Genomic DNA, 21,016 nt, shown 5'->3' with positions numbered 1-21,016 from the left:
CGGCGTCGCCTGCCGGCCAGGCTCAGAAGTCCAGTACCTCGACCTGTCCGCCCGCGGGAACGGCAGGGGCGTGCGCGCGAAGGCGGATCAGCACGTCCGCCGCGGCCAGCGCCTGCTGGCTGCCCGAGCTCTGGTTGGGCAGCGCACACACCGAATCGCCGACCATGCGGCCACGATGGAACCTGTCCCACGGTCCGGGAGCCGGCAGCGGCGAGTGGAGCAGGGCCGGTCTCCAGCGCAACGCCGCGAAGGGATCGCCTCCGGCCAGCCCGTGAAGCAAGGGCGCCAGGAAGAGCCGGGCCATCACGAGCGCCGAGCTGGGGTTGCCGGGAAGTCCGACCACGATGCGTCGCCGCGCTCGTCCCATCCAAACCGGCTTGCCGGGCTTGCTGGCGATCTTCGCGAACACGAGCCGCAATCCGTGCGGTACGAACATCGGCTTCGCGAGGTCGACGTCGCCGACGGACGCGCCGCCGGTCACGACCACCACCTCGGCCCCGCCCAGGGCATCGCCGGCGGCCGCGGTCAGACGGGCAAGATCGTCCGGGAGCCTGCGCCGGTCGACGACATCGCCATCCCAACACCCCGCCAGCGCGGCCACGCCGAGCGACACGCTGTCAGGCACGGCCAGACGCGAACGGGCGGCCGTCCCCGGACTCACGAGCTCGCTGCCGGTGGCCACGATGCTGACGCGTGGGCGCCGGAACACCTCGACGGCGGCTTGATCGGCCGCTGCCGCGACGACGAGGGCACGGGCGTCGAGAAGGCGTCCCGTCTGCAGGAGCTCATCGCCCTGCCGGAAGTCAGACGCTTGCTCCCGGATGTGCCGTCGCTCAGGAGTCCGCGAGATGACGATCGAGTCCCGGTGGCGGCACACGTCCTCCTGCATGACCACCCACTCGGCGCCTTCCGGCACCGGCGCGCCGGTGAGGATGCGGATCGCTTCCCCGTCCGTGACGTCCGCGCTCGGCTTCGAGCCCGGAGCCGAGCTGCCGACGACGCGCAGCACCATCGGGCCCTCTCCTCTCGCCCCCGAGGCGATCGCGTACCCGTCGACCGCCGCGATCGGGCAGCGCGGTGCGTCCACCGCCGCACGCAGCGGGCCGGCGAGGCGGCGCCCGATCGCACGGTCGATGTCGATGCGCTCCGTCCCGAGGGGCCGTGCCAGCGCGAGCATCGCCGACGTCGCTTCGTCGTAGGAGATCACTTGCTCAGAGGTCGAGCACCAGCCGGGGGCTGCGCGAGCGTGAGCAGCACACCATCATAATGGTGTTGGTCGCCTTCTCCTCGTCCATGAGGCAGGAGTCACGATGGTCCGGGATCCCGTCGAGCACCACGGTCTCGCAGGTGCCGCACGTGCCCTCTCGGCACGACGTGTCGACCTCCACCCCAGCCAGCTCCGCGGCCTCGACGATCGTCTGGTCGGCGCCGACGCAGATCGTCAACCCAGACTTCTCGAGTACCACCTCGAACGTCTCCATGGCTCCGTCCAGCGCACCCGGACGCGGACGGAAACGCTCGACGTGCAGGCTTCCCGGGTCCCATCGCTCGCATCGCGACTCGACCGCCTGCACCAACGGCTCGGGGCCGCAGCAGTACACCGCGGTATCGGTCTGGGGTGGGAGCAGCCACGCGTCGAGATCGAGGAGCCCATGTTCCTCCTCAGGCCGCACCGCCACTCGCTCGCCGTACTCCTGCAGCTCGCCCAAGAACGCCATCGAGTCGCGCCGGCGTCCTCCGTACAGCAGACGCCATTCCGCCTGCTGCTTCTCGAGCTCCTTGACCATGGCCAGCAGCGGGGTGACCCCGATTCCTCCGGCGACGAGGACATACCGATGCGCGGCGACGAGAGGGAAGTTGTTGCGCGGACCGCGGACGCGCAGACGGTCCCCGGCACCCACCGACGCATGGATGAACTCCGACCCGCCGCGGCTCTCGGGCTCGCGAAGGACGCCGATCCGCCAACGCTCCCTGTCGTCCGGATCACCGCACAGCGAGTACTGGCGCTCGAGACCGTTGGCCAAGAAGACGTCGATGTGTGCTCCCGGAGTCCACGCCGGGAGCGTTCGGCGCTCTTCGGCGCGGAGCGTGATCGACAGCACGCCCTCTGCCGCCTCCGTCACGTCCTCGACTCGAACCTCGTGCACCTCTGGCTGATCGCTCGCGCGCTCCGTGTACAACGAGACAGACTGCTCAGGGTCTCTCATCTTATGCGTCCGTCACACAGGCGGCTGACAGAAGCATGTGGTCTCGATCGTCACGTCTGCTGCCTCCTGGGCGGCCTTCGACCGCGTCGCGCAGCGGTCAGCTTCATCACCACGGCCCAGCAGCTGCAGGGCGCGCGACAACCCGACCAGCGACCACACGTTCTCCGGGTAACGCTGCAGATCCTCCCGATACGCCTGCTCGGCCCGGGCGTGCTCTCCGGCCCGCATCAACACCGCACCGAGCGTGTGCCTGACCGGTTGGATCCAGTCGGGCGGCTCCGCCCAGCGGAGTCGTGACTCAAGATCGACAGCCTCCTCCAGGGAGGTGATCGCCACGTCGAATCGCTCTTCCTGAGCCGCGATCTCACCCTTCAGCACCTTGTCGGCGATGCCGAAGACGAGCGCGGCCGGGTTGCGCCCGACGAGCGTGCGCTCGGGCAACGCGGCGGCGGCGCGCCGGAAGGCCGCGCGCTCGAGTTGTGCTTCGGGTAGGCGGTCGAGCACGGTGAGCGCCGTGGCACGCATCGCGAGCCGGAAGACGCGGGAGACAGGGAGGATCTCCAGTGCCTCCGGCTCCTCGAGCATCTGCTCCCACATGCCGAAGCGCATCATGACCTTCATCGGCAAGGTCACGAACCCGTCGACGAACGGGGCGACCTGCTCGAGCAGGCCCTCCGGGAGGTCGGCGATCATCGCCCGACTCGCCGCCAGCGCGGCCTCGCGCTGGCCGCGCATCATCGCGCCATAGGCCAGGACGTGATGGCAGTGCACGACGTAGAGACCGTAGGTCCCGACGTCACCAGCGGTGCTCAAGAACGTCTTGTCGGCGGCGATCGCCGCCTGGTTCTGCCGCATGCCGTCCGCCCAGCGCCCGAGGCGGTTGTCGATGTGCGATGCCATGTGCATCAGATGTGCGGACTCCGTCCGCAGAGCGGTGCAAGGGAGACCGGCACGCAGTCGATCTGCCGCCGCGAGCGCCCTCTCGGGGTAGGGCGAGGACTCCATGGTGTGGACGTAGTAGTGATTGGCCCCAGGGTGTGAGGGCTCCATCTCCAACACCCGCTCGAGCGTCGCCATCGACTCCGGTGTGTCGTACATCGGCTCGCCGTCGATGGTCCAACGATCCCAAGGATGCAGGTTGAGCAGCGACTCGGCGAACATCGCGCCGATGTCCGGATGGCTTGGGTACCGGCGCCACAACGCGCGCATCGCCTGCGCGTATGCCTCCTCCAGCGGAGGTCTGGGCGCCGCGAAGTCCGACTCGTCGAAGCGGCTGCTCTCCGCTTCGATCATCGCCGCTTCCAGCGGGGTCGCGTCGACGGCAAGGGCTCGTGCACGGGCAAGCGCCTCACACGCGATACGTGCGTGCGCCGGCGGCACCGACGGGATGTTGATGTGGGGGCCCTTGACGTGTGCGATCCCCCACCAAGCCATCGCACATCCGGCATCGTGCTCCGCTGCGGCGCGGAACTCGCGGTCCGCGGCGGGGTGGTTGAAGGAGTACACCAGCGCCATGCCCCGATCGAAGGCGCTCTGGGCCTCGGGTGACGACGTGGTGACGGGCCAGGTGAGCAGGCCACCCGGCGCGGCGTTGGTCTCCGTGCCCTGCTCGCAACAGTTCATGGCGCTGCTCCTGTGCTGCGCGCCTGTTCCAGCTTCATCAGTCATGGTCGAGCCCCTCCCAGCGATCGATGAGATCGGAGACGTGCAGGCCGAAGACGTCGAGGATCTTCACGACGGTGTGATCGACCAGATCGGCGATCGTGTGCGGCCGGTGGTAGAACGCGGGCGAAGGCGGCAGCACGACCGCCCCGGACTCCGTCACGGTCGTCATGAGCCGAAGATGACCGAGGTGCAGCGGCGTCTCGCGCACGACGAGCACCAGACGCCGGCGCTCCTTGAGGCACACGTCCCCCGCTCGCGTGATGAGGTTGTCGTTGCGGCACGTGGCCAACGCGCCCAGCGTCTTGATCGAACAGGGTGCGACCACCATGCCGCGGGTGATGAACGTGCCGCTGGCGATCGCAGCGCCCAGGTTGTTGTCGTCATGCACCACGGAGGCCATCGCCAGCACGTCTTCGGCCGACCGCCCGAGCTCGTATTCGATCGTCGCTCGTGCGCCGTGACTCACGATCGCATGCGTTTCGATCTCGGGGAAGCGCTCGCTCAGGATCTCCAGCAGCCGCACGCCGTAGACCGCGCCGGTCGAGCCCGAGATCCCGACGATGAACCGTTCGGGAGTGTCCATCATCGTCCTTCCGCCGCCTCGAGCTGATCGAGCCACTGGCGCGTGGCTCCGAGCACGACGCGGGGCGCACGGCGCAGCGCCGCGACATCGCAGGAGCCGGTGAGGAACATCGTGGCGCGCAGCTCGAAGAGGAACCCCTCCAACCAGCGCTCCGCTCCGTGCGGGTCCTCAACCGCGGCCTGCAGCACCGGCTGTCCGACCCCCACCATGGTGGCTCCGAGGGCGAGCGCCTTGGCGGCATCCACGCCGGTGCGCACCCCGCCGGCGGCGATCACGGGAACGCCCCCGCGGGCTGCCGTCGCCGTGGTGACCGGCGTCGGAATGCCCCAGTCGGCCAGTAGATCGCCCAGGCGCGCGCGCACGTCGTCGCCGATCTGCGCGGCGCGGGCGCCCTCGATGGCGGCGAAGCTCGTGCCGCCCCGCCCGCCGACGTCGAGCGCGCTCATCCCAGCCTCGACGAGCCGGTCGACGACGCCCGGGGCCAATCCGCTGCCGGTCTCCTTGGCGATCACCGGCAGCGGGTGCAGCGCGCGCGCGGCAGCCGCCAGAGCGGCCGTCGCGCCGGCGAAGTCGTGGTCGCCTTCAGGTTGCACGACCTCCTCGGTGGCGTTGAGGTGCACCGCGATCGCGTCGGCATCGATCATCTCCACGCAGGCCCGCAGCATGCGCTCCGCGTCCGGGCCTGCCTGGAGCACCTGGCCGATGCCGAGGTTCGCGATCAGCACGGTGTCGGGCGCCGCCTCTCGCGCGACGGAGTAGGTCGCGGCGAGCTCCGGCCGCTCGAGCGCCGCGCGCTGGCTCCCGACCCCCATGGCCACGCCGTGGCGCTGGGCGGCGCGAGCCAAGCGCCGGTTGAGCTCCTCGGCGCGCGGATGGCCTCCGGTCATGCCGGCGATGACCACCGGCGCCGCAAGCTGAGCGCCCAGGGCGGTGACGCCGAGGTGGACGTCGTCCAGCGCCAGCTCGGGCAGCGCGCAATGCACGAGCTCGATGTCGCTCCAGGGCGACGGCCGCTGCGTCTGTGCATCCGCGAGCGCGAACTCGAGGTGCTGCAACTTGCGCGCGGAGGTCGGCGATGGTGCGTCGACAGCCGGTGTCAGTCGCGGCACAGCGCCTCCCGAGTGGCTCGCCACGCCGCCAGCTCCGCATCGCGGCCGAGCGCCCTGGCGTACCGGGCACCCGTGACGACCGTGGCGCCCGCCTCCGCGTCGATCCGCGTCTCCTCCAGCTCCAGCTCGACGACGGTCGTGGAGAAGGGAAGGGTCGGCGCGGGCGCAAGGCGGCGCTCCAGGTCGCGCGCGCGCAGAAGCAGGTAGGCGCAGCCCGCAGGCTCGACCATGACGAGCGTCGCCGCCGGGCGCGCGCGCAGGTTCTCCACGGCGCGCCCGTCGACGCGCAGCGCCACGCGCAGTCGTCGCTCATCCACCTGCGCGATCTCGCCGGGACTCACGAGGGCCACGTGTGGGAACCCGCGCCGGTCGACGCTGATCAGCGCGAGGATGATCCCGAGCGCACGCTCGTCGTCCGCCAGGAGCTCGGCCAGCGCCGCGGGGACCTCGGGACCGATCGACTTGGCCACGGTGAGCCCTCAGGCCCTCTTCACGACGACGAGTCGCTGCCGGCGCGGCTTCACGGCCGCCACTCCGGAGCTCAGGGCATGATCTCGTATCTTCATCATTGAGAGCGCCGATCGACTCAGTAGTTGGGATCGTCGGGAACCGCACCCAACAGCATCCCGCCGATCTCGCTGTAGCTCTTCGGTGACGCGATCAGGTGCTGGTTGGCCACGTGCACGTCGCGGAAGCAGCGCTCGAGCACGCTCGGGAGCCTCACCGCCGCAGTCGTGCCAGCGGCGGCGAAGACTCCGTCGACCGCCTCCACCGCGGCGCGGTGGGCGTGCGTGATCGCCAGCCTGAACCCCGCGCGCTGATCCACGCTCAGCTCACCGCCGAAGGTGAGGGTGCCGTAGATGTCCTCGAGCGTCTCCATGCAGTACGCGCGAGCTGAGCGCACCACACCGTCCGCCCGCGCCAGCGCGGAGCGCGCGTAGTCCTGCTCGTGCATCGGCCCCCAGTTCGTGCGCTTGGAGAGCGTGAGCTCGGCGAACGAGTCCACCGCGTTGCGAGCGATGCCGAGGGCTACCGCCGCATGGTTGAAGAGGAACATCGTGCGCAGCTGAAACAGCGGAGTCGTTCGCAGAACGGGCGAGCTGTACAGGTCGAAGGTCCGCTCCGTCGGCACGAACAGGTCGGTGACCGTGTAGTCATGGCTGCCGGTGCCGCGCAGCCCCATCGAGTTCCACGTCTCGATCACGTCCAGCTGGTCAGCCGAGGCGAACGCCGACAGGCGCTGTGGCTTGCCGTCCTCCATGAGAACCGGCTCGCCGTCCCGCGTCGCGATGCAGCCGCAGGCCATCCACCCGCTGTGCTTCACCCCGCTGCCGAACGTCCAGCGGCCGTTGATTCGGTAGCCGCCGTCCACGACCTCGGCACGACCCACCGGCGTGTGCTGGCCGCCGGTCGGGATGTCGAGGCTCGGGTACATCGCCCGCGCGACGTCGGCCTCCAGGAACGACGTGAAGTACCCACCCGTCGAGTTGATGTACGCGCACCAGCCGACCGATCCATCCGCCACGGAGAGCGCTTCGATCACCTCGAACTGGCGCAGCGGATCGAGCTCGGGGCCACCCCACGCGCTCGGCATCGACATGCGGAAGATGCCGGCGTCGTGCATCGCCTTCACCATCGGTGCGGTGAGCGTGCGGGCGCCTTCGATCTCCTCGACGTTCTTCCGGACGAACGGCCCGAGAGCGATCGCGTTGGCGAGGATCTGGTCGCTGCTTACCGGCTCTCGGTCGGCCAGTGTCTGGTCTGAAGTCATCGTCACCTCGTGCGTCGAATGGCGCGGCGTGGCGTCGCCGCGTGCCGGACAGCCGCGCACTGAAGGGCTCATGGGCGTTCTCAGGCCACTCGATCGTGCACCTCAGCGAACAGCTCGCGTAGTGGCCGTAGCGTAGGTTCGCGCCGGTACCCCGTCCAATCGAAGTTTCGCGCGGGCCATCCGTTCTGTTGATGGCTCGACGAGGGCGGCACGCCGTGCTGCACCAATGGAAGAACCTCGCAAAGTCATCATCGACATGCCAGTGGGGTGTACCGTTGACAATAGGTGTAGCGTCCGTCGCATGGACATTGTTGGTGGCATTCGGGCGCGGATGCGTGCCGGTGAGAAGTTGACGGGCATGTTCGTGCACTTGCGAGATCCCGCCGTGTGCGAGAGCCTCGGTCGACTCGGGTTCGACACGCTGTGTGTGGAGGGCGAGCACACGGCGATGGGCCCGGAGACGATCGAGCGGCTCGTCTCCGCGGTCGAGCACACGCCGGCCGCGGCGCTCGTGCGCGTGGCGGGCAACGACCCGTCGGCGATCGCCTGTGCGCTGGACGCGGGCGCACAGGGCGTTGTCGTGCCGCGCGTGAGCAGCGCGGCCGAGGCGATGGCGGCGGTGCAGGCCGCCCGCCTCCCCCCGGTCGGGCTGCGCGGCCTGGGCCCGTCGCGGGCCGCGGCTCACGGCACGGACATCCCGGGCTACCAGCGCCGAGCCAACGACGAGTTGCTCCTCGCGATCATGGTCGAGACGCGTCAGGCGCTCGAGGAGCTGGACGAGCTTGTCGCGGTCGACGGCGTGGACCTCGTCTTCGTGGGGCCCGGTGACCTCGCCAGCTCGCTCGGCATCGAGGATCCCCGCAGCCCCGAGCTGCGGGACGCCATCGTCGACGTGCTGGCCCGCGCGCGCGAGGCCGGCCGGCTCACCGGCATGTTCGCGGCCACGCCGGAGGACGCCGTGCGCTGGCACGCGAGCGGCGTGAACCTGGTCTTCCTCGGCTCGGACATGATGTGGCTCACCCGGGCGGCCGCCATCGCGCTCGGAGACGTGCGGCAAGCGCCGGCGAACGGTGCGACTCAGGGGTGATGGACATTCCCCTGATCACTGGAAGCGCCCTCGCATGAGCGACGAGACGACGATCGACCCGGCCGAGTTCCGCCGGATCTTCGCCCACCTCGCCACCGGCGTCTCGGTCCTGACCGCCCACGGCGCCGACGGCCCCGTCGGCATGGCGGCGAACTCGGTCACCAGCGTGTCGCTCGACCCGCCGCTCGTCCTGGTCTGCCCCGCGAAGAGCTCTACGACCTGGCCGTTGATCCGCGAGAGCAACGCGTTCTGCATCAACATCATGGCCAGCCACCACGAGGCCGTCACGCGCGCGTTCGCGGCGCGCGTGGGCGACCGCTTCGCCGGCGTGGGCCGGGTGGAGAAGCCGACGGGCTTCGCCCTCGACGAGGCGTTGGCCTGGATCGAGTGTGAGATCCAGAACGAGCACGACGCGGGCGACCACACGATCGTGGTCGCGCGGGCCGTGACGATGGAAGCCTCCGCCCAGGCGGCCTCGCCCCTCGTCTTCTTCCGCGGCGCCTACGGGTCCTTCTCCGGGGTGGAGCTGGCATGAAGCAGACGGATCAGAAGCCGCCGGCGGCGTTGTCGCCCGGCGACCTGGTGGAGTTCGAAGGCGAGATCTACGAGGTGCTCGGCCGGCCCTTCCTTGGCCGGTCGGGCGCGTCGGTGTTCGACGAGTTCGTGGTCTTCTGGCGCGTGCGGCTGCGTTCGCTACGCGATCCGGCCCACACGTGCTGCGGCACGTGGCCGGCCGGCCAGGACGCCATCGTGGCGAGCTGACGGGCGGCGGCCCCCGCCGCCGCCGAGGCTCGCCGAAGCGGGATCCCCCGGGCAAGAGCGTCAGTCGTGCGCGCGGTCGGCGAGCCATCGCCAGAACGCGGTGGTCGCCGGCGAGCGGACCGTGTCCTCGTTGCGTACCGCGCGGAGCTCCCGGGACAGATCGATCCCGCGGATGGGCAGGGAATGCAGCGTGCCGGCGCGCTCCTCGGCCTCGACCGTCAGCCGCGACATCAGCGAGAACCCGCCCCGAGTCAGGGCCCGCTTCACACTCTGGGTACTCGCGAGCTCGAGGTCTGCGCGGAGTTCGAGACCGACGGGCGAAAGCGCGGCGGCCGCGACGGCGCGTGTGCCCGATCCGCTCTCCCTCGCGATGTACGGCTCGCGGGCGAGCACCGCTGGCTCGAGCTGCGCCCGGCGCACCCACCGGTGGTCGCTCGCGACGATGACCGCGATCTCGTCCTTCGCGACGACCATCGTGTCGAGGCCGTGGAGGTCGTCGCAGCCTTCGACGAAGCCGATGTCGGACCGCCCCTCGCGCACGGCTCGCAACACCCCCATCGAGTTGACCACCTCGAGCTGGGCGCGGATCTCCGGATGGCTCGAGCGAAAGGCAGCGAGCCAGTCGGGCAGCAGCACCTCCCCGATCGTGTAGCTGGCGCTCAGCCGCAGCCCACCCGCAAGGTCGTCGCGATGCGCGGTGAGCGTGGTCTCTGCGATCGCCAGGGCATGCAGTGCGCGCTTGGCATCGGGGTACAGGAGCTCCCCCGCCTTGGTCGGGCGCGCGCCGAAACGCCCTCGCTCGAGCAGCCGGACACCGACGCGCTTCTCGAGCGCCTTGATGCGCTTCGTGACCGCCGACTGGGTGAGGTCAAGCGCGTCCGCAGCGCCATGAAGGCTTCCCGCCTCGACCGCAGCGACGAACGCGGCGAGATCCGATCCAGGCAGCGGATTTGCAGCTGAGTAGCTCATCGTACGAGGCCGGTCACCATTACGAGCTCGAGAGTCCGGCGACAAGCAGGAGCGGGGACATCGACGTCACGGCATCGACCACTGTAGACGGGACAGCCACCACGGAGCGGACCACGGCGACCGAGCTGGGGCCTCACATCATCGAGTCTGAAACGCGCGCGCCCATCCGCCAGTCCGATGCGGCGACGAACATGTCCCGGGTGGAATCCTCCGCACTGAGCCGTGGACGAGGACGATGTGTCGCCCACCCGCACGCCAACCGCCTGTCGCGTGTTGTGCTCAAGGGGTTCCGCGAGGCGTTCCGCGGACCGACTCGCTGCCGGCGGTCTCCTGTCGACGGATCACGAGCACGGTCGCGTCGGAGCCGGGTCTAGGACCCTGAGCCTCGGGTCGGCGCCAACCTCGCACCACGCGTCCCGCGACCGCGCTCAATGCGCCCGCCCACACCGCCGCGGCCGGCGCGACGTAAGGCAGGCACTCCTCGATCGGGAGTCCGCCGACGTGCGCGAGCATCTGCCCGATCATCGCGAGCGCGGCCGCCCTCGCGGCACGAGGAGGTCGCCGAGGATGGCACCGCGCGCCGTGCCGGCCAGCGCGATGGCCCAACCGGCGACCAGAAGCGCCATGAGCGCCACCGCCAACCACGACAGCGCGTCGGAGCCCAGGTGGATGGCGAGCTGGCTCGTGCCGGTCACGACCGTGCCGATCGGGAACGTGTAGCTCCACCACGTCATGTTGAAGCTCATGCCGGCGCGCAGGCCCTGGGTCGTGAACACGGCGACGAGCACGCCCCAGAGCAGCGCGAAGCCCAGCACCGGCAACCCGTACACCAACCCGAACGCGCCGAGCGCATCGCCCGCCGGACCGGGCACCACGGCGGCGGCACGAGGTCCAAGGAGGTTGGCGGCCGTGATCGACTGACCCAGCGGCCCGAGCACGATCGTGAGCGTCGGGAGCGTCTCGAGGGCACCGGGGCCGTGGACCATGAGCTTCTGCCACAGCAGTGGAAGAACCGCGAACGACGCGATGAGGCTCAGCCCGAACATCGCGTAGCAAGCGCCCAGCATCGTGCGCGCCGCCTGGCCCGAGGGGTCGAGATGGCCGATGAGCGCCGCACCGGTCGCGGCCGACACCATCGGTGAGACCACGGGCATCAGCCAGGAGCCGAGCGCATCCTCGACGCGCAGCTCATGGTGGGTGATCATCATGTAGGTGACGATGACGGCGACGGCGAGACCGGTGAAGGTGCCGATCGACCAGCACGTCCACGCGAGCGCCAGCGCGGCCTGCATCCCGATCAGGTCGTGGCCGATGAGCAGCCCGCCGGAGCCCACGGTCAGGAACGCCATCGACAACGCGCCGTAGGCGGGTGCCATGGACGGGTTCGCGAGGTGTCCGGCCGCGGCCCCTCGATGCCCGAGCCACTGCGCGACCGTCGCGCCGGCGATCAGCACGAGCAGGGCGGTGGCCAGCACCCACACAGCCGTCGCGACGGCCGTGTGCGCCGGCAGCGCCTTCGGGAGAAGCATGAGGGCGTTGGCCACGATGCCCGTGCCCATGACGCAGGTGAACCAGTTCGGCCCCATGCCCGCGATGGCGTCGCCGACGCGGCCGGGGCGGGCAGGAGGCGTGTGGGCGGACTGGAGTCTCAGGTCGATGGTGCTCACGTCTGCGATGTTCGGCGGCACGAAGGACCTCGACCAGTCGGATCGCGCCGAAGGTCGATTCCAGACGGGAATCATCAACTACTGAGGGTCGGCGACGGTGGCCAGGTGCGCGAGGCGGTCGCGCAGCGGTTCGAGGTCGTCGATGGGGTCGCCTTGACGCGAGACGATCGCTTGCCAGCGGTGGAGCTCGTCGCGCTCGTCGAACGGCTCCTCGGCCAGCGCCCGCGGACCCACGTACGCCTGCGCGGTCACGTGCCCTGCCGGCCTAGCGGCGGCCAGTGGAACAGCAGTGCGACGTGAGGGTCGGCGACGATCTCGCGCGCCTTGCGGGTCCACAGCGCCGACGTGAAGACCAGCATCTCGTCCTCGACGCGCTTGAGCGTCACCGTAGGCGCCGACGGCCGCCCCGGCTCGTCGGCCGTCACGAACGCCACCGACGCGGCGTGCGCCAGACCGGCGGCGCGCGCAGCGACGATCCATGTCTCCGACCGCCGCAGGCATCGATCACCAGCACATCATCGCTGACGGCGATCGATCGAACTTCGACCGACGCGGTGAAACCCCGTGCATCGGGCAACGGCGCGTCGCGGGGCCGCGCGGCGTGTGCCGCGCGGCCCCGGGGGCGTCAGTCCTTCAGCGACGTGTAGGCGTAGTCCCACATGGTCATGAACTCGTTCGCCACGCCGTTGACGTCCTTGGAGCGGACGAGCGTCGTCCGGTCCCAGTCGAACGGGATCGCGGCAGCGTCCTGCATCACGAGCCTGTCGACGCCGGCCCACTGCCGCAGGCGGTCGTCGCCGGTCGCCAGCGCGGCCTTGTCCATCGCCGCGTCGACCTTCGGGTCGTTCAACATGGAGTAGTTGGCGTTGCCGCTGGAGCGGTCGATCAGCGCGCCCTTGAACAGCGGCTCGATCATCGCCTCGGGGTCCGCGAAGTCCCGAAACCACGCGGTGCCGCCGCACATCGCGACCTTCTTGGACGGGACCTGGCACCAGTTGGTGTACACCGCGTCCTGCGGGACCAGCCGCAGCTTGACGTCGAAGCCCATCTTCTCCAGCTGCCCGGCGGCGACCTCGGCCTGGCCCTTGCCCGGATCGGCGTTGGCGCCGACCATCAGCAGCCGCGCGTTCCCGGTGTACTTGCCGCTCGGGTAGCCGGCCAGCTTGAAGTACTTGGCCGCCGTCGCCATGTCGCCGCTCTCGTTCTTGTCGTTGAAGAAGTCGAGGTCGTCGAAGCCCTTGGCGCCACCGGCCTGGTCGAAGCCCGGGAAGCCCGGCGGCAGCAGGTGCGTCGCGACCTCGCCGGTGTACTTGCCGCCGCGCGCCTTCAGCGCCGCCGTGCGGTCGAAGCCTGCGAGCACCGCCTTGCGCACGTTGAGGTCGTCGAACGGCTTGATCTCCGTGTTGAGCGGGAAGTAGCGGTAGCCGCCGGCCGGCATCGTCACGTACTGGTCCTTGACGTGCTGGACGAGGTCCTTCAGCACCGCCGCCGGCGGGTTGGTGTCCAACACCATGTCCTTGCCATCGAGCACCTGGCGCGCCGCGACGTTGGCGTCGGTGAAGTCCGTCTTCATCCGGATCGCGTCGACGTAGGCGGGACGGAAGTCGGTCTTCGCGTTCCAGTTGGGGTTGCGCACCAACTCGATGGCCTTGCCCGGCCGGTAGCCGACCAGGTTGCCCGACGCGTCGTTCTTGACCATGTACGGCCCGGTGAACGCGACGTGCGTGTTGTAGGTCGACGGGTTCTTGTCGTCGAACCGCTTGGCGTAGTCCTCGGGGACGGGCACGGTCGCCGGCATCGACAGCGCCGCCGCGAACGCGACGCCGGTCGGCTTGGTGAGGTGGAAGACGATCGTGTGCGCGTCCGGCGTCGCGATGCCCGCGATCGGCTTGACGCCGGTCGTCGGCTTGGCTGGCGCGCCCTGGATGACCTGGAAGTATCCGGGGTACTGACCGCCGACGTTGACCGAGAAGAAGCGCTCCAGCGCGTACTTGACGTCGGCGCTCGTGACCGCGCGGTCGACCGGCGGCGCGTACCTGACGCCCGTGCGCAGCCGGACGGTGACCGTCTTGGCGTCCGGGGAGATCTTGGGGGCGGCCGCCGCCATGTCCGGGACCGGGTGCGCGGCGTCGTCTGGCTTGTAGGAGTACAACGGCCGGTTGGTCGCGTAGATGACCTGCAGGCCCTGCGTGTAGTAGGTGTGGCCCGGGTCGAGGTAGTCGACGTCGGAGGCCCCGAGCTGGATCAGCGTCCCGCCCCGGCGCCCTGGCGCCTGCGCGGCCTTCGCGTTGACCGACGCACCCGCGTTCGCAGCGCCGGAGGTCGACCCCGACCCGCCGCCGCTGTCGCCGCCGCCTCCGCAACCGGCGACCGCCAGCCCCGCCGCCACGGCGCCGGCCAGCAGCGCCTCCCGCCCGATCCTGATCCTGCCCTGCATGCACACCTCGAGAACGCCATGGTGCCGCCCCTGCCATGGGCCGGCCTATCGCGAGCGAAGGGTACTCGGATACAACGAGGAGCTTGATCGTTGCGCCAAGGTGACCGTTGCGGCTGCAGTACGCGTACAGGTCACTCGGCCGTTCGGGCGCGTACGCCGCGGCAGATGTCGAGCCCGTCGCCGTCGGGCAGCGTGAGCTCGTGAAGAACTGCAACCGGCGACCGCCGAGCCGCGAGCTCGAGCGCTTCCGCGACACCTCGCGCGTGTGACGGAAGGAAGCCGGCGTCGCCGAGCAGACCGAGCAGCGCTGCGGCGTCGACCTCGTCAGCCTCCGCGACGACGATCGTCCGCTCGGGCGACACGGTCAGAAGTGTCCCGCCACCGCCGCGGCGACCTCGCGGTGGTCCTCCGGCGCCGGGCGCAGGATCAGGACCTCGGCGTCGGCCCGGTCCAGCAGCCAGACGAGGTCGTCGCCGGTGAAGCCGTGGTTGGTGCCCGGGTGACCCGTGGCTGAGACGATCACGCGATCGAACTGCTCGTCGGAGAGGATCCGCCGCAGCGCGTCGCGATAGGTGCGCCCGCGGATGATGCGCCCGTCGATCGCCACGTCCTGGTCCGCGGCACGCTGCTCGATGGTCTCCAGCAGCGGCATCGCGCGCAGGCACTGGGCCGGCAGCGCGGCGTCCAGCGGCAGGTTCAGCGGGACCGTCGCCAGATAGCACGGCATGAGCGTGGCGTTCTCCACGCGCGCCAGCCGCACCGCCGCGTCGAACGCGCGCCGCGAGATCGCCGTTCCCGTGAACGGCAGGAGGATGCGGCGCACCGTCTCCGGGCGCTGTTCGCGCTCGCGCCGTTTGTGCGGCGCGTACCACCGCCCGACCGCCATCCCCGCGGCCAGCGCGACCGCCGTGGCCACAACCGCGATGATGATCATCAACTTGCTCCCTTCCGTCCGCGCATCCGCGTGCGGTCGGCGACGATCCGGACATCGACGCCCGGCGCCAGCCGCACGAGGCGCATCGGCAACGGCTCGCGCAGCCGCGCGAGCCCTCGCGCCGGGCGTGAAGCGCCCAGCAAGATGTAGGTGATGCCACGTTCGTCGGCGACACGTGCAGCGGTGGTCGCGACGTCGTCGCCCTCTTCCACGAGCAGGGTCGCGCCGAGCACCGAGGCGAGCTGGCGCAGCGCGTGCAGGCTGCGCGCCTGCTCGCTGTCCTCGTCGAGCTGCGTACCGCCGGGCGGCGCGACCCACAGCAGATCCAGCGGCGCGCTCAGGCGCTGCGCCGATCGCCACGCGCGTCGGACCAGCCGCTGCGCGCCCGGGTAGGGCTCGATCAGCGCCAAGAGGCGCTCGCCGACGGCCTGGGGGACGCCGGCGTCGACGCGCTCCTCGCGCGTGCCGACCGTCGGCTCGACTTCGACGCGGCGCGCCTCGACGTTCTCGGCGACCTGGCGCAGCGCGGTCTCGCGCAGCGCGCTGAGGTTCTCGACCTTGAAGAAGTTGTTCAGCGCCGTGTCGATGCGCTCGGCGGGGTAGATCTTGCCCGCCCGCAGCCGGTCGACCAGCGCCTCGGGTGTGACGTCGACCAGCACGATCTCGTCGGCGCGGGCCAGCAGCGTGTCGGGCACGGTCTCGCGCACGCGCACCCCCGAGAGCTCGGCGATCTTGTCGTTGAGCGACTCGAGGTGCTGGACGTTCATGGTGGACAGCACGTCGATGCCGGCGTCGAGGATCAGCCCGACGTCCTCGTAGCGCTTCGCGTTGTCCAGGCCGGGGGCGTTGGTGTGCGCGAGCTCGTCGATGAGGCACAGCTCGGGCTTGCGTGCGAGCACCGCGGGGACGTCAAGGTCCTCGAACGTCGTGCCGCGATAGGTCATCCGTCGGCGCGGCAGGCGCTCCAGGCCCTCGGCACGGCGTTCGGTCTCGACGCGGCCGTGGGTCTCCAGCAGCCCGATGACGACGTCGCGCCCAGCCTCCAGCTCGGCGCGGCCCTCGTCGAGCATCCGCACGGTCTTGCCGACCCCGGCGGCCATGCCGAGGAACACCTTCAGATGCCCCCGTGCGGGATCGGCGTCGAGCATCATCGGACGGTGGGCTCCAGCGCGACGAGCGCGGCCAGCGCCTGACGCTGCAACTGGCCCGGCACGCCCTCGTACAACGGACCGGCGCCGTCGGTCAGCAGCCGCCGGACCGGCAGCAGGCCGTAGCCGCTGACCGCACGCGGCGAGCAGGCACAGCCTGCATGCTCGAGCCCTTCGGCATAGCGGCGCCGGAGCCGGACCTCCCGCGGGAGGCGCTGCTGGGTGGCGAACCCGAGCATCACGCTCCCAGCACGTTGTGCACGAGCAGGTCGATGAGCTTGATCCCGATGAATGGCGCGATGAGCCCTCCCAGCCCGTAGATCAGGAGGTTGCGCCGCAGCAGCGCGGTCGCGCCGACGGCCTTGTAGGCGACGCCGCGCAGGGCGATCGGGACCAGCATCGGGATCACGATGGCGTTGAAGATGATCGCCGAGATGATCGCTGACTCCGGCGAGCCCAGGTTCATGATGTTCAGCGCGTCCAGCGGCCCGGTGCTGTCGCCCTTGGCCGCGTAGGTCGCGACGAAGATCGCCGGGAGGATGGCGAAGTACTTGGCGACGTCGTTGGCGATCGAGAACGTGGTCAGCGCGCCGCGCGTGATGAGGAGCTGCTTGCCGACCTCGACGATCTCGATGAGCTTCGTCGGGTTGGAGTCCAGGTCGACCATGTTGCCCGCCTCGCGGGCGGCCTGGGTGCCGGTGTTCATCGCGACGCCGACGTCGGCCTGGGCCAGCGCCGGGGCGTCGTTGGTGCCGTCGCCGGTCATGGCGACCAGGCGCCCCTCGGCCTGCTCGGCCTTGATGAGCTCCATCTTGCGCTCGGGCGTCGCCTCGGCCAGGAAGTCGTCGACGCCGGCCTCCTCGGCGATCTTGGCGGCGGTCAGCCGGTTGTCGCCGGTGACCATCACGGTGCGGATGCCCATGGCCCGGAGCTGATCGAAGCGGGCGGCCATGCCCTCCTTGACGGTGTCCTTGAGGTAGATGACACCGAGGATCTGGGAGTCCTGGGCGACGGCCAGCGGCGTGCCCCCCTCGCGGGCGATTCGGTCGACCGCGCCGCGCAGCTCGACCGGCGGCTTGCCGCCCTCGGCCTCGGCGAACGCGATGACCGAGTCCGCGGCGCCCTTGCGCAGGCGCGTGCCGTCGTAGTCGATCCCGCTCATGCGGGTCTGCGCGGTGAACGGGACGAACTCGGCCTCGTGCGGCGCCAGCTCGCGCTCGCGGATCCCGTAGGTCTTGGCGAGCACGACGATCGAGCGTCCCTCGGGCGTCTCGTCGGCCAGCGACGACAGCTGTGCCGCCTCGGCCAGCTGTGCCTCGGTCACGCCGGGCATCGGGAGGAACTCCGACGCCTGGCGGTTGCCCAGGGTGATCGTGCCCGTCTTGTCCAGCAGCAGCACGTCGACGTCGCCCGACGCCTCGACCGCGCGGCCCGACAAGGCAAGGACGTTGCGTCGCACCAGCCGGTCCATGCCCGCGATGCCGATCGCGCTCAGCAGCGCGCCGATCGTCGTCGGGATCAACGCCACCAACAACGCGATCTCGGTGGTGAGCGAGATGTCGCTGCCCGCGAACCGCGCGAACGGCAGCAGCGTCGCCACGACGATCAGGAAGACGATCGTCAGGCCCGCGAGCAGGATGTTCAGCGCGATCTCGTTCGGCGTCTTGCGCCGCTCGGCGCCCTCGACCAGCGCGATCATCCGGTCCAGGAACGACTGCCCCGGCTCCTGGGTGATCTCGACGACGATGCGATCCGACAGGACGCGCGTGCCGCCCGTGACCGCCGACCGGTCACCGCCGGACTCGCGGATGACCGGCGCGGACTCGCCCGTGATCGCCGACTCGTCGACGGTCGCAATCCCCTCGGTGACCGTGCCGTCGCCCGGGATGACCTCGCCGGCCTCGACGACGACCATGTCGCCGCGATGCAGCTCGGCCGCCGGCCGCTCGGACCCGTCGCGCATCCGCGCGACGGTGTCGGAGCGCATCGCGCGCAGCGCGTCGGCCTGCGCCTTGCCGCGGCCCTCGGCCAAGGCCTCGGCCATGTTCGCGAAGACGACCGTCAGCCAGAGCCAGATCGCCACCGTGAAGGTGAACCACGCGGGCTGCTCGCCGCCGCCGAGGGAGGTGCCGCCGAACAGCTGGATCAGCCAGGCGACCGTGGAGATCAGCGCGCCGATCTCCACCACGAACATCACCGGGTTGCGGACCTGGATCCGCGGGTCGAGCTTGGCGAAGGACGCGAGGATCGCCGGACGGACGATCTCCGCGCTGAACAGGGAGGAGCGCTGCGGGGTCATCGAGCTTCCTGGTCGAGAGCGAGGTTGATCTTGGTCACGTTCACGCCGGGCTCGCCGAACACGCCGAGGCCGCGGCCGTCGGTGTTGTCCTTCATGAGCTGCTGGACGCGAGCGAGCGAGAGGTGGCGGACCGCCGCGATGCGGTTGGCCTGGATGGCTGCGTTGGCCTTGGAGATATGCGGGTCCACGCCCGAGGCCGAGAACGTCGCCGCGTCGACCGGGACCTGGTCGGCCTTCAGGCCCTTGTCGTAGGGCTGCTCGAGAGCGAGATAGGCCTGCAGGTTCTGCCGGGTCAGGTACATCGTCGAGCTCTGGTTCGGGCCGTGGTTGCCGAAGTAGGTGACCGAAGCGCTGTAGCCGGTCGCCGAGGGGCGCGGCTGGAAGTACTTGGGATCGGCCTCGGTGGCGTCGTTGCCGTCGGAGTCCTTCTTCGGCTTGCCGGCGCTGTCGAGCACCGGCTTCTGCCAGGCCTGGCCCAGGAGCGTCGAGCCGGTGACCTTGCCGTCCTTTCGGACGAGCGAGCCGTCGGCCTTGCTGGGGAACGCCACCTGGGCGATCCCGGTCATGACCAGGGGGTAGACGAGCCCGAGCAGCACCGTGAAGACGACGACCACCAGGGAGCCGCGAATGAGGTCCTTGCGCATGTTCTAGAAGAGTTGGGTCGTGAGGGACTGGACGACGGGGCCTAGGAGGAAGGCCGGTAGGAACGTCAGGGCGCCGATCAGCACCACGACGCCGACGAGCAGGAAGCCGAAGGTCGGCGTGTCGGTGCGCATCGTGCCCAGGCCGGCCGGGGCCACCTTCTTGCGCGCCAGCCCGCCACCGACCGCGAGCACCGCGATGATCGGGACGAAGCGCCCGAAGAGCATCGCGAAGCCGCCCATGACGTCGGCGAAGCTGATGCCGTGGGCGCCGACGTTGCCTGGCGCGTTGGGCTGCAGGTAGCCGGTGTATCCGGCGAACGCCGAGCCGTTGTTGTTGGCCTGCGACAGGTACGCGTAGAACGTCTCGCTGAAGCCCTGCGGGCCGGAGGCGTAGATCGACGGGGCGCCCCACTTGGTGCTCAGCGCCAGCCCGGTGAAGACCAGCACGATCAAGGCGGTGAACAACGCGCCGATCGAGACCAGCTTGACGTCCTTGGGCTCGAGCTTCTTGCCCAGGTACTCCGGCGTGCGGCCGACCATCAGGCCGCCGATGAACACGGCGAGCAGGACGAACAGCAGCATCATGTACAAGCCGGTGCCGACGCCGCCGAAGACCGACTCCGAGTAGCCGAGGTTGGCCATCGGGACCAGGCCGCCCAGGCCGGTCAGCGACTGGAACGCGGTGTTGACCGCGCCGCAGGAGATCACGGTCGTGATCGCCGTGAACAGGGACGAGGACGCGATGCCGAAGCGCTGGTCCTTGCCCTCCAGGTTGCCGCCCGTGCTTCCGCCGATGTGCCCGGTGTTCAGGCCCGCCAGGTGCTGGGCGGGCGTGCCGTGCTGCTCGGCGGCGAAGACGACCACGACGCTGATGACGAACAGGAACGACATCGCACCGAAGATCACCCAGCCCTGGCGGCGGTTGCCGACCATCCGGCCGAACGCGAACGGCAGCGAGGCCGGGATCAACATGATGCAGAACATCTCGACGAAGTTCGAGAACGCCGTCGGGTTCTCGAACGGGTAGGCCGAGTTGACGTTGAAGAACCCGCCGCCGTTGGTCCCGAGCATCTTGATCGCCTCTTGGGAGGCGACCGGGCCGCGGGCGATGTCGCCGACCGTGCCACCGAGCGTCTGCAACACGCCCTGGGAGACGAGCACGACCGTCGCGATCACCGACAGCGGGACCAGGATGTACAGGATGATCCGGGTCAGGTCCTTGTAGAAGTTCCCGAGCAGCCCGTCGCCGCGGCGGGAGACGATGCCGCGGATCAGCGCGACCAGCACGGCGATGCCGACGGCGGCCGAGACGAAGTTCTGGACGGCCAGGCCGGCCATCTGCGAGAAGTACGACATCGTCGTCTCCCCGCCGTAGAACTGCCAGTTCGTGTTGGTCAGGAACGACGACGCCGTGTTGAACGACACGTCCCACGTCCCCGACTTGAAGCCCTCGGGGTTGAACGGATGGGCACCCTGCGTGCGCAGGATCACGTACAACAGCACTGCGAAGAGCACCGAGACGACGACCAGGGACTTGGCGTAGGCCTTCCAGTCCTGCTGGTGATCGGGGTCCACGCGGAAGAGGCGGTACAGCACGCGCTCGACCGGGGCGAGGACGGGCGTCAGGAAGACGCGCTCGTCGGAGAACACACGGGCCATGTAGGCGCCGACGAACGGCGCGACCGCGACGACGACCGCGAGGAAGATCGCGATCTGGAGGAAGCCTTGACCCAT

General features: G+C 70.1%; 22 protein-coding genes. 3 read left to right on the top strand and 19 right to left on the bottom strand.

The window, feature by feature from the left end; all coding sequences use genetic code 11:
* Nucleotides 1–22: 22 nt before the first annotated feature.
* From DSM104299_RS10265 to DSM104299_RS10235, 7 genes are all read right to left on the bottom strand, one after another.
* Entirely contained in the window at nucleotides 23–1,207 is a 1,185-nt protein-coding gene (locus DSM104299_RS10265; RefSeq protein WP_272477205.1) for a molybdopterin molybdotransferase MoeA, read from the bottom strand.
* A 4-nt stretch (nucleotides 1,208–1,211) separates the two neighbouring features.
* Entirely contained in the window at nucleotides 1,212–2,180 is a 969-nt protein-coding gene (locus DSM104299_RS10260) for a PDR/VanB family oxidoreductase (protein WP_272477204.1), read from the bottom strand.
* A gap of 39 nt (nucleotides 2,181–2,219) precedes the next feature.
* Nucleotides 2,220–3,875, bottom strand: coding sequence for a tetratricopeptide repeat protein (locus DSM104299_RS10255; RefSeq protein WP_272477203.1), 1,656 nt, complete (start codon nucleotides 3,873–3,875; stop codon nucleotides 2,220–2,222).
* Entirely contained in the window at nucleotides 3,868–4,458 is a 591-nt protein-coding gene (locus DSM104299_RS10250; RefSeq protein ID WP_349294500.1) for a UbiX family flavin prenyltransferase, read from the bottom strand. Before DSM104299_RS10250 ends, DSM104299_RS10255 begins: the two co-directional genes overlap by 8 nt.
* Nucleotides 4,455–5,510 (bottom strand): type 2 isopentenyl-diphosphate Delta-isomerase, encoded by a 1,056-nt coding sequence (gene fni, locus DSM104299_RS10245; RefSeq protein WP_272477201.1) that lies wholly within the window; start codon nucleotides 5,508–5,510, stop codon nucleotides 4,455–4,457. The genes DSM104299_RS10250 and fni overlap by 4 nt, the downstream gene beginning before the upstream one ends.
* A gap of 41 nt (nucleotides 5,511–5,551) precedes the next feature.
* Nucleotides 5,552–6,034, bottom strand: coding sequence for a PNPOx family protein (locus DSM104299_RS10240; RefSeq protein ID WP_272477200.1), 483 nt, complete (start codon nucleotides 6,032–6,034; stop codon nucleotides 5,552–5,554).
* 116 nt (nucleotides 6,035–6,150) lie between these two features.
* Nucleotides 6,151–7,407 (bottom strand): acyl-CoA dehydrogenase family protein, encoded by a 1,257-nt coding sequence (locus DSM104299_RS10235; RefSeq protein WP_272477199.1) that lies wholly within the window; start codon nucleotides 7,405–7,407, stop codon nucleotides 6,151–6,153.
* A 154-nt stretch (nucleotides 7,408–7,561) separates the two neighbouring features.
* Between DSM104299_RS10235 and DSM104299_RS10230 the strand changes: the two genes are divergently transcribed.
* Genes DSM104299_RS10230 through DSM104299_RS10220 form a run of 3 tightly spaced genes read left to right on the top strand, consistent with a single transcriptional unit; the run spans nucleotide 7,562 to nucleotide 9,184 of the window.
* Nucleotides 7,562–8,422 carry an HpcH/HpaI aldolase family protein gene (locus DSM104299_RS10230; protein WP_272477198.1) on the top strand — a complete coding sequence of 287 codons (861 nt, stop codon included), beginning with the start codon at nucleotides 7,562–7,564 and terminating at the stop codon, nucleotides 8,420–8,422.
* A gap of 34 nt (nucleotides 8,423–8,456) precedes the next feature.
* Nucleotides 8,457–8,957 carry a flavin reductase family protein gene (locus DSM104299_RS10225; RefSeq protein ID WP_272477197.1) on the top strand — a complete coding sequence of 167 codons (501 nt, stop codon included), beginning with the start codon at nucleotides 8,457–8,459 and terminating at the stop codon, nucleotides 8,955–8,957.
* Nucleotides 8,954–9,184, top strand: coding sequence for a hypothetical protein (locus DSM104299_RS10220; protein WP_272477196.1), 231 nt, complete (start codon nucleotides 8,954–8,956; stop codon nucleotides 9,182–9,184). The genes DSM104299_RS10225 and DSM104299_RS10220 overlap by 4 nt, the downstream gene beginning before the upstream one ends.
* 60 nt (nucleotides 9,185–9,244) lie before the next feature.
* On the opposite strand, the gene DSM104299_RS10215 is transcribed toward DSM104299_RS10220, so the two are convergent.
* The 12 genes from DSM104299_RS10215 to kdpA all read right to left on the bottom strand — a co-directional run bounded on the left by DSM104299_RS10215 (nucleotide 9,245) and on the right by kdpA (nucleotide 21,016).
* Nucleotides 9,245–10,153: a LysR family transcriptional regulator gene (locus DSM104299_RS10215; RefSeq protein WP_272477195.1), complete on the bottom strand. Its 909-nt coding sequence runs from the start codon at nucleotides 10,151–10,153 to the stop codon at nucleotides 9,245–9,247.
* Between the two features lie 521 nt (nucleotides 10,154–10,674).
* Nucleotides 10,675–11,820: a TDT family transporter gene (locus DSM104299_RS10210; RefSeq protein ID WP_272477194.1), complete on the bottom strand. Its 1,146-nt coding sequence runs from the start codon at nucleotides 11,818–11,820 to the stop codon at nucleotides 10,675–10,677.
* Between the two features lie 78 nt (nucleotides 11,821–11,898).
* Nucleotides 11,899–12,072 (bottom strand): hypothetical protein, encoded by a 174-nt coding sequence (locus DSM104299_RS10205; RefSeq protein ID WP_272477193.1) that lies wholly within the window; start codon nucleotides 12,070–12,072, stop codon nucleotides 11,899–11,901.
* Entirely contained in the window at nucleotides 12,069–12,272 is a 204-nt protein-coding gene (locus tag DSM104299_RS10200) for a pyridoxamine 5'-phosphate oxidase family protein (RefSeq protein ID WP_272478086.1), read from the bottom strand. The genes DSM104299_RS10205 and DSM104299_RS10200 overlap by 4 nt, the downstream gene beginning before the upstream one ends.
* 173 nt (nucleotides 12,273–12,445) lie before the next feature.
* The gene (locus tag DSM104299_RS10195; protein WP_272477192.1) at nucleotides 12,446–14,257 is read right to left on the bottom strand and encodes an ABC transporter substrate-binding protein; all 1,812 of its coding nucleotides are present in this window, start codon (nucleotides 14,255–14,257) and stop codon (nucleotides 12,446–12,448) included.
* Between the two features lie 131 nt (nucleotides 14,258–14,388).
* Nucleotides 14,389–14,619, bottom strand: a complete 231-nt coding sequence (locus tag DSM104299_RS10190) for a response regulator (RefSeq protein WP_272477191.1) — start codon at nucleotides 14,617–14,619, stop codon at nucleotides 14,389–14,391.
* A 2-nt stretch (nucleotides 14,620–14,621) separates the two neighbouring features.
* Nucleotides 14,622–15,173 (bottom strand): universal stress protein, encoded by a 552-nt coding sequence (locus tag DSM104299_RS10185; RefSeq protein WP_272477190.1) that lies wholly within the window; start codon nucleotides 15,171–15,173, stop codon nucleotides 14,622–14,624.
* A gap of 17 nt (nucleotides 15,174–15,190) precedes the next feature.
* Nucleotides 15,191–16,342 carry a sensor histidine kinase KdpD gene (locus DSM104299_RS10180; RefSeq protein ID WP_272477189.1) on the bottom strand — a complete coding sequence of 384 codons (1,152 nt, stop codon included), beginning with the start codon at nucleotides 16,340–16,342 and terminating at the stop codon, nucleotides 15,191–15,193.
* Nucleotides 16,339–16,578, bottom strand: a complete 240-nt coding sequence (locus tag DSM104299_RS10175; protein WP_272477188.1) for a hypothetical protein — start codon at nucleotides 16,576–16,578, stop codon at nucleotides 16,339–16,341. The genes DSM104299_RS10180 and DSM104299_RS10175 overlap by 4 nt, the downstream gene beginning before the upstream one ends.
* Complete coding sequence (gene kdpB / locus DSM104299_RS10170; protein WP_272477187.1) at nucleotides 16,578–18,638, bottom strand: potassium-transporting ATPase subunit KdpB; 2,061 nt, start codon at nucleotides 18,636–18,638, stop codon at nucleotides 16,578–16,580. The genes DSM104299_RS10175 and kdpB overlap by 1 nt, the downstream gene beginning before the upstream one ends.
* On the bottom strand, nucleotides 18,635–19,282 hold the full coding sequence (locus DSM104299_RS10165) for a potassium-transporting ATPase subunit C (RefSeq protein ID WP_272477186.1): 648 nt from the start codon (nucleotides 19,280–19,282) through the stop codon (nucleotides 18,635–18,637). The genes kdpB and DSM104299_RS10165 overlap by 4 nt, the downstream gene beginning before the upstream one ends.
* 3 nt (nucleotides 19,283–19,285) lie before the next feature.
* Nucleotides 19,286–21,016 (bottom strand): potassium-transporting ATPase subunit KdpA, encoded by a 1,731-nt coding sequence (gene kdpA / locus DSM104299_RS10160; protein ID WP_272477185.1) that lies wholly within the window; start codon nucleotides 21,014–21,016, stop codon nucleotides 19,286–19,288.

Source organism: Baekduia alba (assembly GCF_028416635.1).
Taxonomy (GTDB): domain Bacteria; phylum Actinomycetota; class Thermoleophilia; order Solirubrobacterales; family Solirubrobacteraceae; genus Baekduia; species Baekduia alba.
This window is presented reverse-complemented; position numbering and strand designations above follow the sequence as displayed.